Raw genomic sequence first — 13,761 nt, forward strand, 5'->3', positions numbered from 1 at the left:
AATTACTAAGGTGAATTTATGTCTGATAAACCATTAACAAAAGTCGATTATTTGATGCGCCTGCGACGCTGCCAGTCAATTGACACCCTTGAACGAGTTATTGAGAAAAATAAATACGAGCTGTCTGATAATGAACTGGCGGTATTTTATTCAGCTGCCGACCATCGTCTTGCTGAGCTGACCATGAATAAACTGTATGACAAGATCCCCTCTTCGGTGTGGAAATTTGTTCGTTAATCGTTGAAGAGAGACTGTAAAGGCATTACGCCCGTTGTTAAGCTGAATTTACCTTTCGAATTACGCTTCAAATGCAAACGCCAGGTTCCCGTATAAAACGTATTTATGCGCAAGAATGTTGTGACTCCCGTCACAGCCACTTTTAGGGAACGTTCCCTTTCTGGTTAATCCTCTTTACGCTGCGTAAAACGATTCCAGAGAGGTTCCCATGAGTGAAGAAAAACAGAAGATGATTGCAGGTGAATATTACCGCCCTGGCGATGACACGCTGAGGGCTGACCGTTTACGCGCGCGTCATCTTGTTCACCGCTATAACCATACCGCACCCGATGAGAAGGCCGAACGTCGCGCCTTATTAGCTGACCTGCTGGGTCAAAGCGAAGGTGCCTATATAGAGCCAAGCTTCCGCTGCGACTACGGGTACAACATCTATCTGGGCAACAATTTTTACGCTAACTTCGATTGCGTCATGCTGGACGTCTGCCCTGTCCGCATTGGCGATAACTGTATGCTTGCGCCGGGAGTGCACATTTATACGGCCACGCATCCTCTGGATGCGACCGAACGTAACAGCGGGCTGGAGTACGGTAAACCGGTCACCATTGGTGATAATGTCTGGATCGGCGGACGTGCGGTCATTAACCCGGGCGTCACCATTGGCGATAATGCGGTTATCGCTTCCGGCGCGGTAGTGACCAAAGACGTGCCGGCCAATGCGGTAGTGGGCGGGAATCCGGCGAAAATCATTAAAATGATCTAAGTGCATCCTGAGTAACTGTTATGCTTTTTCCTGGCATAACTGTTACTTTCATCGCATAAACCCCTCTCATAAAATAGGCAGATCACCTGTATTTTTAACAATCATAAAGGCAAAAAATGACAGAGATACAGCGCCTGCTTACCGCCACCATCGACGATCTCAATACCCGCGAAAAGCGCGACAATCGCCCGCGCTTTAGCATCAGCTTTATTCGCAAACACCCCGGATTGTTCGTCGCCATGTACGCCGCCTGGCTGGCAACGCTTATCGTCATGCTGAAGTCTGAAACACTGGTCGATTCCGTCTGGCTACTGGTTGTGCTGTTCGTGGTGTTTAACGCATTTTTCTTTTTCGACGTCAATCCGCGTTACCGGTATGAAGATATCGACGTACTCGATTTCCGCGTGTGCTACAACGGGGAGTGGTACAACACGCGCTACGTGCCGAAGGAGCTGATCGACAATATCCTGCACTCGCCGGCCGTCGAAGCCGGGCAAAAAGAGAAGTTGCAGAAAATGGTCATCACTAAGGGCCAGCTCTCTTTTTATGATGTCTTTACCCTTTCCCGCCCCACTGCTGTGTAATGAGCGCCTGAAGACGTCGGATACCCGGCGCAAACTGCGAAGCAGAGGTATTACCGTAACCTAAAACCAGACCGGTTTGCCCCTGCTTCGTCTCAAGGTAATACCCGCTCAGCGCAGCGGGTGCCAGCTGAAACGCTCTCGCCTGCTCTACCAGCCGCTGGTCGTCGATACCGTCAATTGCCAGCGTCAGATGCATTCCCCCTTCCCCGGCAAGAACACGGTGCGGCGTATGAAGCTCTGCGCTCAGCACCTCCCGCAGCTGGCGGTAACGCTTACGATAAAGGCGGCGCATGGCGGCAAGATGTCGTGCATAGTGGCCTTCCTCAATAAACAGCGCCAGGGTGCGCTGTTCAGCGCGATGCCCGCCGCGCAGCAGCGAGCCGATGGCCGGACGCGCCGCCTTCGCCAGCGCTGGCGGTAACACCATGAACCCCATCCGGAGCGATGGAAACAGCGTTTTGCTGAACGTCCCCAGATACACAACGGGAGCATTGTTGACCATTCCCAGCATCGCCGGGACGGGCTCACCGGTATAACGAAATTCGCTGTCGTAATCATCCTCAATGATCCACGCGCTGTGCTGCCGGGCCAGTTCCAGCAGCGCCAGACGCCGCCGCGCGCTGAGCACGCTTCCGCAAGGGAACTGATGCGATGGCGAGGTAAAAATCAGCGTGGGTGAAGGCGCAGACAGCCCTTCCCAGCACATCCCCTCGTCATCCACCGGTATGCCTGTCATCGCCAGGCCGGTTTTGACAAAAGCGCTTTTGGCGCCGCTATAGCCGGGATTTTCCACCCAGGCGACATCCCCCGGCTCGCTTAACAGCATCGTGCAGAGATTGACGCCCTCCAGCGCCCCTTCGGTTATCACTATCTGGCTGGCATCGCAGTCAATGCCGCGGGAGAGCGCAAGATGGCGGGCAATGGCGGCCCGCAGCGTCGGCTCGCCGGCCGGGTCGCCATACCCTAACAGGGCGCTTCCCTTCTCGCGCAGGACGCGATCGTACAACCGCCGCCACAGCGGCAAGGGGAAATAGTTGATGGCAGGCGTTCCCGGCGTAAACGCCATCACCGGAGTGTCGCGCGGCACAGGCGCGGGCAGCAGGGCGACACGTTTTGTCAGCCTGACGTCCGGGTCCGGTAATGTCCGGGCAATCGTCCGAGGAGCGAATTGCCCCACCCGCGTGCCCTGGCGGCTACGCAGCAAATAACCTTCGAGCGTGAGCTGGTCCAGCGCCGCGTTGACGGTATTTCGGGACACAGAGATCTGCTGCGCCAGCGTTCGTGAGCCGGGCAAATGGCTGCCGGATCGAAGCCTTCCGCACAGTATGGCCTCCCGCAAAGCAAGATAGAGCGCACGCTGGAGCGTCTCTTCCCCACGTTTTTTCAGCGCAGCATGGAGCAAGGTGTAAAGCTCATCACCCGGTATATTCATCTTTCCTCCTCGTGGTACCAGAAAAACATAGCCTGGTGGTTCTTTTTAAGGAACCAGCAATTCATTAATCTGGAGATCTTTTCAATGTGACGGGAATAAAGATGAATACATTCAATGAGTTTGGACAACCTGTAGGCGAAAGCCTCATCGACTGGCAGCCTCGCCCGCACCCGTCCCGGGTGATACTTCAGGGTCGCTATTGTCGGCTTGAGCCGCTGCGCGTGGAGCATGCCCCGGCGTTGTTCTCTGCGTATTCCCTGGCCGGAGATACCCGAAGCTGGACGTGGCTGCTGCGTGAACCCGATACCACCGCAGAGGAGTTTGCCAAATGGGTGGCGAGCGTGAGCGAATTAGCCGATCCCATCCACTTTACCGTTATCGATAACCAGACCCAGTCTCCTGTCGGGACGCTGTCCCTGATGCGGATCGATCCTAAAAACGGCGTTGTGGAAGTGGGACATGTTCACTTCTCGTCACTGTTAAGTCGCACGCCCATGTCGACAGAAGCGCAGTATCTGCTGATGCGGTACGTGTTCGATACCCTGGGCTACCGGCGTTATGAATGGAAGTGCAACAGCCTGAACGAACCCTCCCGCAAAGCGGCTCTGCGTCTGGGCTTTCAGTTTGAAGGGCGTTTTCGCCAGGCGCTGGTCATTAAAGGCCGAAACCGGGACACCGACTGGTTTTCAATTCTCGACAAAGAGTGGCCAGCGCTGGCGAGCGCGTTTGAAAGCTGGCTTGCCACCGACAATTTTACCGCCGATGGCAAACAGAAAAGCTCCCTGGAAAGCTGGCGAGAGACGCGCGTTTAGCGTCTTTTTTTACGTCCCTGCACCGCCTTAAAGCGCGGGTTGGATTTGCAGATCACGTATAAGCGTCCCTTGCGTTTGACTATCTGGCAATCCGGGTGACGCTGTTTTGCACTGCGTAATGAGTTCAGCACCTGCATGATTAGCCTCGCTTCGCATCAAGAAAGCCACCAAAACGCTTGCGGAAGCGTGCCGCGCTGCCATCCGTCGAGAAGGTCTTCTGCTTCCCGGTATAAAACGGATGTGATTTAGAGGAGACATCAAGGGTAACGTAGGGATACGTTTTCCCCTCCAGCTCAATTTCACGGTCTGTCTTAATTGTTGAGCCGACTTTAAAGTATTCATTCGCCGTGGTGTCGTGAAACACAACGGTGCGATAGGTTGGATGGATATTCGGTTTCATCTCTGGCCTTCATGTATTGTTATAACATAACAAAATACTATCTGAGCTTTACTGCAAAAACAACCCCTGTGACGCACAGCCTGTTTTTGAAAGGTTGATTCAGATACCTGCCTGAGACTGTCACATGCTATAACTATATCATTTAGCGATAAAAAACTTTTTCTTCTGGCGCGCAAACTCCAGGCCCAAGGTGGGCATATGGAAAGGATAAAGCAGCATGCGAACCCGACATCTGGTCAGCCTGGTAACAGGCATACTGATCTTCTCTGTGCTGGTCCCTGTGTGCCTCAGTATCTGGCTGGCGCATCGTCAGGCAGAGGATAAATTTGTGGACGCTCTGGACAGCTATGCCTCGCGCGTTCTGATCCGTACCGACAGAGTCGTTGCGCAGGCAAAACAGGCGCTCACGCACCTACAGACATTCCGCGCCCCGCCCTGCACTCCCCCGCATTTACGCGAGATGCGTCGGGTTGCATTCTCCTGGCGCTATATTCAGGAAGTGATGTATACCGATAACCTGAAGCCGCTCTGCTCATCCCTGGAACAATCCAGTAATACGGCGATCTTGCCGCCCCCGATGCGGATCACCGCAGACGGGTATAGCGCGTGGCTCACCTCGCAAAACGACCTCGGCATTCACCGTTATATGGCCGTTCTGGGGAAAGGACATTATCTGGTGATGGTTGATCCTGCCTCGCTTGTGGATGTTGTCCCGTTTGGTGAAATTTCGATGGATGCCGCCCTGGTGGGCAGTGAAACCCATCGGATATTTGCCAGAAGCAATATTGTCGACCCGTATATTCTTTCTGTCGTTAAGGAGCAGCAGGACGTTACGCGCGTACAATACAACGGCTCGATGTACGTGTTGAAACCTGTACCCGAACTGGGGTTTACGGTGATCGCGTGGGCGTCGTTAAAACCGCTGGCGGAATCCTGGCACCAGCAGCTGATCATCTGGCTACCGGCTGGCATCTTGCTAAGCCTGGCTGCTGCCCTTATTGTCCTGCGCATCCTCCGCCGTTTGTTATCCCCGCGTAACCGCCTGATCGACGCAATCAACAACCGGGAGATCGAGGTTTACTATCAGCCCATCGTGGCGCTGTGCAGTGGAAAACTGGTGGGTGCTGAAGCGCTGATGCGCTGGCCGCAGCCAGATGGCAGTCACCTGTCGCCCAATCTCTTTGTGCCGCTGGCTGAGCAGACGGGGCTTATTTCAACGCTGACGCAGCTGGTGGTAAATAAGGTGTTTGAGGATTTAGGCGCCTGGCTGCATCATCACCCGGAACTGCACATTTCTGTCAACCTTGCGCCATCGGATTTAACGTCCCCCGAGCTGCCTCGCCAGCTGAGTCAGTTGCTCAACAAATGGGGCGTCCACCCGCGCCAGATCGCCCTTGAATTAACCGAGCGCGGCTTTGCCGATCCCGCCGTCAGCGTGCCTGCCATCGCTGCGTTTCGCCGCGCCGGACACGCTATCTACATTGATGATTTTGGCACGGGTTACTCCAGCCTGAGCTATTTGCAGGATCTGGATGTCGATACCCTGAAGATTGATAAATCCTTTGTGGATGCGCTGGAGTACAAGAACGTGACTCCCCACATCATCGAAATGGCCAAATCGCTTAAACTGGCGATGGTCGCAGAAGGCATTGAAACTGAAGGGCAGATCGAATGGTTGCATCGCCACGGCGTGCAGTACGGCCAGGGCTGGTATTTCAGCAAGGCGCTGCCTAAAGAGGATTTCATTCTCTGGGCCGGGCACAATCTGGAGAAGCACATTACTTAAGGTACGATTTGATCACCTGCATCACGACCCCGAGATCGGCCTCGCGCTGCGCTTCCTCTGGCTCTTTCACCACGTGATCGGTTAAATGTCCCTCAATCACTTGCATCATCATGCCGTTTACCGCACCCCTGATCGCCGCCAGCTGCTGTAACACCTCGGCGCATTCATGATCGCTGTTAAGCATTTTTTCCAGCGCAGCGCTTTGCCCCTGAATTTTTTTCAGGCGGGTCAATAACTTCTTTTTATCACGAACCGTGTGTGACATCGCTTAGCTCCTCTTTGGTGGCGTAAAAAGCATATCACGCTCTACTCCCCCTGGGTATTTTTCTACTGGGGGGTAGTATTATACTACTGGGGGGGAGTAGTATTCTCGGCATGTTTTCCACCCCGGAATGTTCAATGAACGATTTTTTTTCTCTTCTACAGCAGGGTAACGCCTGGCTGTTTGTCCCCAGCGCCATCCTGCTTGGCGCGCTCCATGGCCTTGAGCCAGGCCATTCAAAAACAATGATGGCGGCTTTCATTGTGGCGATCCGCGGTACGCTGAAACAGGCAGTGTTGCTTGGGTTGTCCGCAACGCTGTCTCATACGGCGGTCGTCTGGATCATTGCGATGGCAGGATTATGGTTTGGTCGGGGATGGGACGCAGATACATCTGAGCCCTGGTTTCAGTTGATTTCCGGGGTTCTGATCGTGTTGATCGCCCTGTGGATGGCGTGGCGAACCTGGCATGAGAGCCAGCCGCATCACCACCATGATGATCATCATCACCATCATGATCATCACGACCACGCGCATCATCACGACCACACGTCTCCTCTGGTTGAAGAGGAGTGGCAGGATGCCCACCAGCGCGCACACGCTCAGGACATTAACCGACGCTTCAACGGTAAAGAGGTCACCACCGGGCAAATCGCGCTATTCGGCCTGACCGGTGGGCTTATCCCCTGTCCGGCCTCCATTACGGTGCTGCTGATCTGCCTGCAACTGAAACATTTCGCGCTCGGCGCCACGCTGGTGTTCAGTTTCAGTATCGGGCTGGCGCTCACTCTCGTCGCCTCTGGCGCAATTGCCGCATTAAGCATGAAACATGCGGCGAAGCGCTGGCCCGGCTTTAGCGCCTTTTCGCGCAAGGCGCCGTGGATCTCAGCGGCACTGATCGCGGTAGTCGGAGTTTATATGAGCATTCACGGCGTAATCGGGATCCTGAGATAAGCATTGCGGCCACGGCAGTGGCCGCACGTGTCGGCTCAGCCGTTCTGCTGCCAGCTAAACGTGTAGCGCAGCCGGCGGTTTTGCAGAATGAAGGCCGGGGCTACGCTCGGGCTCCATGAGTCGTCCCCCCCTACGCCCATGTGAAACGCATCAAGATTCAACCAGCAGCCAGCCTCTTCCCGCAGAAAATGCTGATGCGTTGTCTCATGCAGCTGCCGCTGGCTATAACGGCTCAGGGAGAAATGGAACTGTCCCTGCAACTGATGGGAGCCAAACGTCAGCTCGCGGGTGTCGCAGCGCAAACCGTTCTCCGTCGGGAAGATATACGGCGTCTGCATCTCTTCCAGCGGTAACGCCCAACGCCCCTGCTGCGCCGCCAGTTTTCTGTCCGGATAGTTCTCCAGCGGGCCTAGCCCCAGCCAGCGCACCGTTTCCGGGATATCCGCCAGCATAACGCTCAGGCCCACGCGAGCGGGCTCAGGAATGTCAGACGCCACCGTCACCTGCACATCACCGTGCAGCACCCCGTGGTCATCAATCCGCCAGAGCTTGCAGCTGATAAACAGCGCTTTACCCTGATGCTCCCACACGTGCTGCGTGGTCACCACCACCTCACGGGCATGCTGCTCCGCTTCACACTGGAGGAGGCGCGCGGACATCCCATACATCCCTGCCGCTTTCCAGCGTTCCACCCACGCGTTCGGATCGATGCGGGTCGCCTCGCTGACGCCAATGTCATTGTCCAGCGGCGCGCGGGTGAAGTTATCCGTTAGCGGGGAACGGAGCGTTTCAGCGCCCTCGTTCCACCACTGGGTCAGGTTTCCGGTGAGACGGCTAAACTGCCAGCGCTGCTGCTGATGAGTAATGTCCAGCGCCTCGTCCTGCACCGTTAGCTGCGGAGGGGTTCCGCCTGCTTTCGGTGGCGCAAGGTACAGCGGAGCCGGGAGCGGCCACTGATCCCAGGCACAACGGTGGCCGGGCGGCGACCACGGCGTGGCCTGCGGCTGAACGATCTCCACGTTGAGCCAGACCTCGCCCGGCTCAGCATCAAGCTCAGGCAGCGGGATCTCAACGCGCTGCGTCTCCTGAGGCGCAATAGAAAGGGGTGTTTCGCCGGAAGCCAATACCGCACCGTCACGCGCCACTGACCATCGCAGATGCTCGTTGTCAGTATGACGGAACAGATAATCGCTCTGGATATCGACGACCAGCGGAACGGTGCTCACCAGCGTAAAGGTAAAGAACTGCTGGGCACGCTGCGCCTCGTAAAGGGCGGGGTGCGGAGTGCGATCGGGAAACACCAGCCCGTTGAGGCAGAACTGACGGTCGTTGGGCTTATCGCCAAAATCGCCGCCGTAGGCCCAGTATGCCGTGCCGTCTTCCGCTTTTTTCGTCAGCGCCTGATCGACCCAGTCCCAGACAAACCCGCCCTGCAACCGGGGATGGCTGCGGAATGCCTGCCAGTAGCTGGCAAAGCCGCCAAAGCTGTTGCCCATCGCGTGGGCATACTCGCACAGGATCAGCGGACGGGTTTCGTCCGGCATGCCGATCCACTTTTTAATCGACCACTTTGGCACCGCCGGGAATGGCTGATCCTGATCGACGCGGGCATACATCGGGCAGACAATATCGGTAGCGGCCGTACTGGCGCCACCGCCTTCGTACTGCACCGGCCGCGTGGGATCGGCGGTTTTCAGCCAGCGGTACAGCGCATCGTGATTCGCCCCATGCCCGGACTCATTCCCCAGGGACCAGATGATGATGGACGGATGATTCCGGTCCCGCTGCACCATACGCGTTACGCGTTCGCTCATGGCAGGCAACCAGCGCGGATCGTCCGCCAGGCGGCTCATCGGCACCATGCCGTGGGTTTCAATATTCGCCTCATCGACCACGTACAGGCCGTAGCGATCGCAAAGCGTGTACCACAGAGGATGGTTCGGATAATGCGAGCAGCGCACGGCGTTGAAGTTATGCTGCTTCATCAGTTCGATGTCGCGGCGCATGGTCGCCTCATCCATCACCTGCCCCTTCTCAGGATGATGTTCGTGACGGTTCACGCCGCGGATCAGCAGCGGTTTGCCGTTAAGCTTCAGCAGGCCGTTGCTGATTTCGACGCGTCTGAAACCGACATCGCAGGCTTCAGTCTCCAGCACGTTACCCTGCGCATCCCGAAGCGACATTGTCAGCCGATAGCATTCCGGTGTTTCAGCGCTCCACAGCGCGGGAGCGTTCACGGGGATCGCCACCGTGAGCCGTTCTGCCCAACTGCCGCGTTCGTCCACGATGGCCGATCCGGGCTGCTGCGTGGTTTGCGCGCAGGCTTCGCCGTTACGCCACAGGGTAAACGCCACCTCGCATTCGGCGTAGCGTGAGCCTTCCAGCGCAACGTCAACCCGGAGTATCGCCCGATCGCATTCGGCATTCAGATCGGTCACGATCTGATAATCGGCAATTCGCGTTTCCGGCTTGTGCAGCAGCGAGACGTCACGGAAAATGCCGCTCATCCGCCACATGTCCTGATCTTCCAGGTAGCTTCCGTCGCACCAGCGTAACACCATCACCGCCAGGCGGTTCTGCCCCGGTCGCAGCACCGCGCTGAGATCGAACTCCGCAGGCAGACGGCTGTCCTGCGAATAGCCCACCCACTGGCCGTTACACCACAGATGAAAAGCTGAATTCACCCCGTCAAAAATAATGCGGGTTTGCCCGCTGCACAGCCAGGCGTCATCCATATCAAATGTGAGCGAGTAACAACCGGTTGGGTTTTCAGCCGGAACATACGGCGGGTTCACATTTATCGGATAGGTGACGTTGGTATAGATGGGAGTATCAAATCCCTCCATCTGCCAGTTCGACGGCACGGGCATCTCAACGGCGTCAGCCAGATCGTCCGTTAACCATGTCTCGGGAACCTGCTCTGGCGCCGGGAAAAAGCTGAATCGCCAGACGCCATTAAGCAGACGCTTGCTCAGCGAAGGCTTATCCTCGCGGGCGAAGGTATCATCGCGCCAGCTATGAAAAGGCGCGTGTGCGGCCAGACGATTCCACTGCGTCACGCCCGGGTTTTCCCAGTCACGACGCGCCAGCAGTGCGCTGAGGGTCAGCGGCAATGTAGAAGACATATCAACCTCTTTGCGAAGCGCTCACAATTTTAGCCAACATGCCCTGGTAAACGGTGGCGGTAAAGACTTTGATCGTCACCAGGCGAGCACGATCACAAAAGTGCTAGCTGCGCGCCAGCTTCTCCGCCAGCAGCGCCAGCGTTCTGAGCTGTTGCGCCAGATCTTCACGATCGGCCTGCTGTGCGGCGCGCGGCGCGGTGGAATGACGCACGATCAACGTAACGGGAAGTTGTTCCTGCCAGCATTCGTCGTGATGGGCAGGTGCCATCAGCCGCTCCACGCTGCGCTCACCGGCCTCGCGGAACGCCTGCCGAACGGTGGTGAGCGGAGGTGAAAACCACGCGCTGTCAGCCGTATCATCAAACCCGACAACCGAGATCTGCCCCGGTACCGCAACGCCTTTTTCCGCACAGGCGCGTAAAACGCCAAGCGCCATCTGATCGTTAGCGACGAGGATCGCCTCCGGCAGCTGCGCGCCCGCCAGGAGCTGATGCCCTTTCTCATAGCCCGAGGCCGCGCTCCAGTCGCCCTGCGCCACCGCAAACGCCTCCACGCCGGCCCGGGCCAGCGTGGTTTTCCATCCCGCCAGACGAGCCCGGGCAGAGACAGAACTTTCCGGCCCGGCGAGCAGCGCAATTCGCTGGTGCCCCAGCGAAAGCAGATGCTCTGCCCCCAGGCCAGCGCCCTGTTCGGCATTGAAAACAAGGCTGTTAACCCGAGCTGTGGGGGAAACATCGAGAAAAAGAACCGGGGTCGGCGAGGCCATTTCCTGAAGCATTTCTGCCTGTGCATCTTCCAGCGGAACGTTCACCAGCAGCGCCTCCACGCGCTGCGCCAGTAATTCCTGCAAAGCAGCCTGACACTGCGCGGGTTGCTCCACCATGGAGATGAGTACGCTAGCCCCCTGCTCCACTGCCCGGGATTTTACAGCTGAGGCGATTTGCGACGGCGCATGCAGCGCCAGATCGCTGGTCATCAGCCCCAGCGTGCGGGTACGTTTCCCGGCCAGCTGCTGCGCGCCACGGTTAGGCACATAGTGTAGCGCCGCCATGGCCTGCCGGACCTTTTCCCGCGTACGGGCAGAAACGTGTTCTGCGTCGTTAATCACCCGGGAAACGGTCTGATAGGAAACGCCCGCCACGCGGGCAACGTCATAAAGAGTGATCGCTTTCATACATTCTGGCGTCGTAAAAGAGAAGTCTCTATTCTGACACAGTTACGCCATCATAGCCTGTGAGCGCTTCGCAAAATTAAACAATCCGCTCCGGCCGCGCGGCTTTCTGAATGCGCGGTCTCTGGCGAAACCACGGCAAACAGAGCTGGATCAGCGGGCCGATGGTTAATGCATACAGTACGGTTCCAACGCCAAACGCTCCCCCGAGGAGGTAGCCGACGATCAACACGGTCACCTCGATCGCGGTACGCACGCTGCGGATCGACCAGCCCAGCCGGGTATGTATGCCGGTCATCAGACCGTCGCGCGGGCCTGCGCCAAAACCCGCGCCGATATACATCCCGGTGGCAAGGGCGTTAACAACAATGCCGGAAACCAGCAGGGTGATGCGCACGGGCAGCGAGGTGAGCTCAGGGATCAGCGCCATTGACGCATCGGCCGCCAGACCAATACAAATCACATTACTGATAGTACCCAGTCCCGGCAGCTGACGCAGCGGGATCCACAGCAGCAGCACCGCGGCCCCGGTTAAAATAATCACCGTGCCGATACTCATCCCGGTCTGGATGGCGACGCCAAGGTGAAAGACATCCCACGGGTCGACACCCAGATCCGAACGAATAAACATCGCGGTTGAAAGCCCATACAGGCCTAAACCGACATAAAGTTGTACCAGACGACGTACCATTTTCTCTTCTCCGAAGAACCAGGTTCCATCTTCGGTGAAAATGGCACTATGATTAATGTCCAGTTTTCAAATAGTGGACTGCATATGTCATCACGTCGTTTTGGAAGCCAGTCTCTGGTACGCCTGTTAGGGCACTGGCAGCAAGCCTCTTCCCGCACCCCGCTGTGGCGCCAGCTGGCTGACGCGTTACGCCTGTTAATTCTGGATGGCAGGCTGGCGTTAAACACGCGCCTGCCCGGAGAGCGGGAACTGGCCGCCGCTCTGAGCGTAAGCCGCACCACCATCAGCAGCGCGCTGGCGCATCTGCGGGAAGAGGGTTATCTGGAGAGCCGTCACGGCAGCGGTTCGCGGGCGATCCTGCCAGACAGCCGCGCCGTGCCCACGCTTTCTACTGCCAGCGCGGCGCTGGATCTCTCAACCGCCGCACTCAACGCGGGACCAGAGATCCACCAGGCCTACGCCCACGCGCTGACGGCCATCACGCCGAATCTGGCGCTGACCGGGTACGATCAGCTTGGGCTTCCGGCGCTGCGTGAAGCTATCGCCGCCCGCTACACCGCACGCGGTCTGCCCACCCGGGCAGACGAAGTGATGGTGGTGAACGGCGCCGTCAGCGGCTTCGCCCTGATCTTAAGAATGATGACCGGTCCCGGGGATCGCGTGGTGGTGGATCATCCCACCTACCCGCTGGCGATAGCCGCTATTCAGGGGGCGCTATGCCGGCCCGTGGGCGTCTCGCTGCCTGAAACGGGCTGGGATACCGACGGTTTTGCCGCAACGCTTGCCCAGACAGCCCCGCGTCTGGCCTATCTGATGCCGGATTTTCATAATCCAACCGGACGTTGCATGGATGCCATGACGCGCCAGACCATAACCGACATCGCCGCGCAGACCCGCACCACGCTGGTGGTGGATGAAACCATGGTCGATCTCTGGTTCGATGTTCCCCCGCCGCCGCCGCTGGCCGCCTTTAACCCGGAGGCCACGGTGATGACGCTGGGTTCCGCAGGTAAAAGCTTCTGGGGTGGGCTGCGTCTCGGCTGGATCCGCGCCTCGTCACGCACTATCGCCACCCTCGCGCAAACGCGCGACACGCTGGATCTGGGCTCGCCGGTGCTGGAACAGCTGGCCACGCTGTGGCTTATCGAAAACAGTGCAACCTTCCTGCCTGCCCGGCGGCAAATGCTGGCAGAACGGCGCGACCGCTGCGGCCAGATGCTGCGGGAACATTTCCCCGAATGGCGGTTTCAGGAAGCGGAGGGAGGGCTTTCATACTGGATTGAATTACCCGGCATGCTGGCGACACAGCTGGCGGCACGCGCCGAAACGACAGGCATCATTATGGGCACCGGCACGCGTTTTGGACTATCAGGCGCGTTTGACCGCTACCTGCGTATGCCCTTCTCACTCAGTTCACCAGAACTTGAAGAGGCATTATTGCGGATCAAACCGCTGTGGCGTGCATTAAATAAAAGTGTAGCGCCAGTAAAACGGAGCCTGGTGTAAATTATTCGCCAGAAACAATGAAAACTGCTGACTGTATCGCAT

General features: G+C 57.5%; 14 protein-coding genes. 7 read left to right on the top strand and 7 right to left on the bottom strand.

What is annotated here, in order from left to right; genetic code table 11:
• Positions 1-18 precede the first annotated feature (18 nt).
• From SK54_RS18260 to SK54_RS18270, 3 genes are all read left to right on the top strand, one after another.
• The gene (locus tag SK54_RS18260) at positions 19-237 is read left to right on the top strand and encodes an HHA domain-containing protein (RefSeq protein ID WP_015571250.1); all 219 of its coding nucleotides are present in this window, start codon (positions 19-21) and stop codon (positions 235-237) included.
• Positions 238-445: 208 nt separating this feature from the next.
• Positions 446-997 carry a maltose O-acetyltransferase gene (gene maa / locus SK54_RS18265; protein WP_015571251.1) on the top strand — a complete coding sequence of 184 codons (552 nt, stop codon included), beginning with the start codon at positions 446-448 and terminating at the stop codon, positions 995-997.
• A 116-nt stretch (positions 998-1,113) separates the two neighbouring features.
• On the top strand, positions 1,114-1,581 hold the full coding sequence (locus SK54_RS18270; protein ID WP_048247738.1) for a YlaC family protein: 468 nt from the start codon (positions 1,114-1,116) through the stop codon (positions 1,579-1,581).
• On the opposite strand, the gene SK54_RS18275 is transcribed toward SK54_RS18270, so the two are convergent.
• A complete protein-coding gene (locus SK54_RS18275) occupies positions 1,553-3,013 on the bottom strand; it encodes a MocR-like pyridoxine biosynthesis transcription factor PdxR (RefSeq protein ID WP_048247740.1) in 1,461 nt (486 codons plus the stop codon). The genes SK54_RS18270 and SK54_RS18275 overlap by 29 nt on opposite strands.
• Before the next feature lie 101 nt (positions 3,014-3,114).
• On the opposite strand from SK54_RS18275, the gene SK54_RS18280 reads away from it, so the two are divergent.
• Positions 3,115-3,825: a GNAT family N-acetyltransferase gene (locus SK54_RS18280; protein WP_048247742.1), complete on the top strand. Its 711-nt coding sequence runs from the start codon at positions 3,115-3,117 to the stop codon at positions 3,823-3,825.
• Here SK54_RS18280 and ykgO read toward each other — a convergent pair.
• Together ykgO and SK54_RS18290 are read right to left on the bottom strand one after the other, a co-directional pair.
• Entirely contained in the window at positions 3,822-3,962 is a 141-nt protein-coding gene (gene ykgO / locus SK54_RS18285; protein WP_003859006.1) for a type B 50S ribosomal protein L36, read from the bottom strand. The genes SK54_RS18280 and ykgO overlap by 4 nt on opposite strands.
• A 2-nt stretch (positions 3,963-3,964) precedes the next feature.
• Positions 3,965-4,225 (bottom strand): type B 50S ribosomal protein L31, encoded by a 261-nt coding sequence (locus SK54_RS18290; RefSeq protein WP_015571255.1) that lies wholly within the window; start codon positions 4,223-4,225, stop codon positions 3,965-3,967.
• Positions 4,226-4,442: 217 nt separating this feature from the next.
• Here SK54_RS18290 and SK54_RS18295 point away from each other — a divergent pair, with 217 nt between their 5' ends.
• Positions 4,443-6,011 carry an EAL domain-containing protein gene (locus SK54_RS18295; RefSeq protein WP_048247744.1) on the top strand — a complete coding sequence of 523 codons (1,569 nt, stop codon included), beginning with the start codon at positions 4,443-4,445 and terminating at the stop codon, positions 6,009-6,011.
• Here SK54_RS18295 and SK54_RS18300 read toward each other — a convergent pair.
• A complete protein-coding gene (locus tag SK54_RS18300) occupies positions 6,004-6,276 on the bottom strand; it encodes a metal-sensing transcriptional repressor (RefSeq protein ID WP_015571258.1) in 273 nt (90 codons plus the stop codon). The genes SK54_RS18295 and SK54_RS18300 overlap by 8 nt on opposite strands.
• Positions 6,277-6,410: 134 nt before the next feature.
• Between SK54_RS18300 and SK54_RS18305 the strand changes: the two genes are divergently transcribed.
• Positions 6,411-7,226: a nickel/cobalt efflux protein RcnA gene (locus tag SK54_RS18305; protein WP_048247746.1), complete on the top strand. Its 816-nt coding sequence runs from the start codon at positions 6,411-6,413 to the stop codon at positions 7,224-7,226.
• Positions 7,227-7,261: 35 nt separating this feature from the next.
• Here the strand turns inward: SK54_RS18305 and SK54_RS18310 are convergent, their stop codons facing one another.
• From SK54_RS18310 to SK54_RS18320, 3 genes are all read right to left on the bottom strand, one after another.
• Complete coding sequence (locus SK54_RS18310; RefSeq protein ID WP_048247747.1) at positions 7,262-10,351, bottom strand: beta-galactosidase; 3,090 nt, start codon at positions 10,349-10,351, stop codon at positions 7,262-7,264.
• A 103-nt stretch (positions 10,352-10,454) separates the two neighbouring features.
• The gene (locus SK54_RS18315; RefSeq protein WP_017694402.1) at positions 10,455-11,525 is read right to left on the bottom strand and encodes a LacI family DNA-binding transcriptional regulator; all 1,071 of its coding nucleotides are present in this window, start codon (positions 11,523-11,525) and stop codon (positions 10,455-10,457) included.
• A gap of 76 nt (positions 11,526-11,601) precedes the next feature.
• Positions 11,602-12,213, bottom strand: a complete 612-nt coding sequence (locus tag SK54_RS18320; RefSeq protein ID WP_017694403.1) for a membrane protein YczE — start codon at positions 12,211-12,213, stop codon at positions 11,602-11,604.
• Positions 12,214-12,297: 84 nt separating this feature from the next.
• On the opposite strand from SK54_RS18320, the gene SK54_RS18325 reads away from it, so the two are divergent.
• A complete protein-coding gene (locus SK54_RS18325; RefSeq protein WP_047365340.1) occupies positions 12,298-13,719 on the top strand; it encodes a MocR-like transcription factor YczR in 1,422 nt (473 codons plus the stop codon).
• The last annotated feature ends 42 nt before the right edge of the window (positions 13,720-13,761 follow it).

It is taken from the genome of Enterobacter sp. MGH120, assembly GCF_001037725.1.
Classification (GTDB): domain Bacteria; phylum Pseudomonadota; class Gammaproteobacteria; order Enterobacterales; family Enterobacteriaceae; genus Enterobacter; species Enterobacter hormaechei_C.

Bases quoted from the DNA above. Each gene is read 5' to 3' on its own strand.
- maa (WP_015571251.1), top strand. From the start codon at position 446: ATGAGTGAAGAAAAACAGAAGATGATTGCAGGTGAATATTACCGCCCT.
- SK54_RS18280 (WP_048247742.1), top strand. From the start codon at position 3,115: ATGAATACATTCAATGAGTTTGGACAACCTGTAGGCGAAAGCCTCATC.
- SK54_RS18300 (WP_015571258.1), bottom strand. From the start codon at position 6,276: ATGTCACACACGGTTCGTGATAAAAAGAAGTTATTGACCCGCCTGAAA.
- SK54_RS18295 (WP_048247744.1), top strand. From the start codon at position 4,443: ATGCGAACCCGACATCTGGTCAGCCTGGTAACAGGCATACTGATCTTC.
- SK54_RS18315 (WP_017694402.1), bottom strand. From the start codon at position 11,525: ATGAAAGCGATCACTCTTTATGACGTTGCCCGCGTGGCGGGCGTTTCC.
- SK54_RS18310 (WP_048247747.1), bottom strand. From the start codon at position 10,351: ATGTCTTCTACATTGCCGCTGACCCTCAGCGCACTGCTGGCGCGTCGT.
- SK54_RS18275 (WP_048247740.1), bottom strand. From the start codon at position 3,013: ATGAATATACCGGGTGATGAGCTTTACACCTTGCTCCATGCTGCGCTG.
- SK54_RS18270 (WP_048247738.1), top strand. From the start codon at position 1,114: ATGACAGAGATACAGCGCCTGCTTACCGCCACCATCGACGATCTCAAT.
- SK54_RS18260 (WP_015571250.1), top strand. From the start codon at position 19: ATGTCTGATAAACCATTAACAAAAGTCGATTATTTGATGCGCCTGCGA.
- ykgO (WP_003859006.1), bottom strand. From the start codon at position 3,962: ATGCAGGTGCTGAACTCATTACGCAGTGCAAAACAGCGTCACCCGGAT.
- SK54_RS18325 (WP_047365340.1), top strand. From the start codon at position 12,298: ATGTCATCACGTCGTTTTGGAAGCCAGTCTCTGGTACGCCTGTTAGGG.
- SK54_RS18320 (WP_017694403.1), bottom strand. From the start codon at position 12,213: ATGGTACGTCGTCTGGTACAACTTTATGTCGGTTTAGGCCTGTATGGG.
- SK54_RS18290 (WP_015571255.1), bottom strand. From the start codon at position 4,225: ATGAAACCGAATATCCATCCAACCTATCGCACCGTTGTGTTTCACGAC.
- SK54_RS18305 (WP_048247746.1), top strand. From the start codon at position 6,411: ATGAACGATTTTTTTTCTCTTCTACAGCAGGGTAACGCCTGGCTGTTT.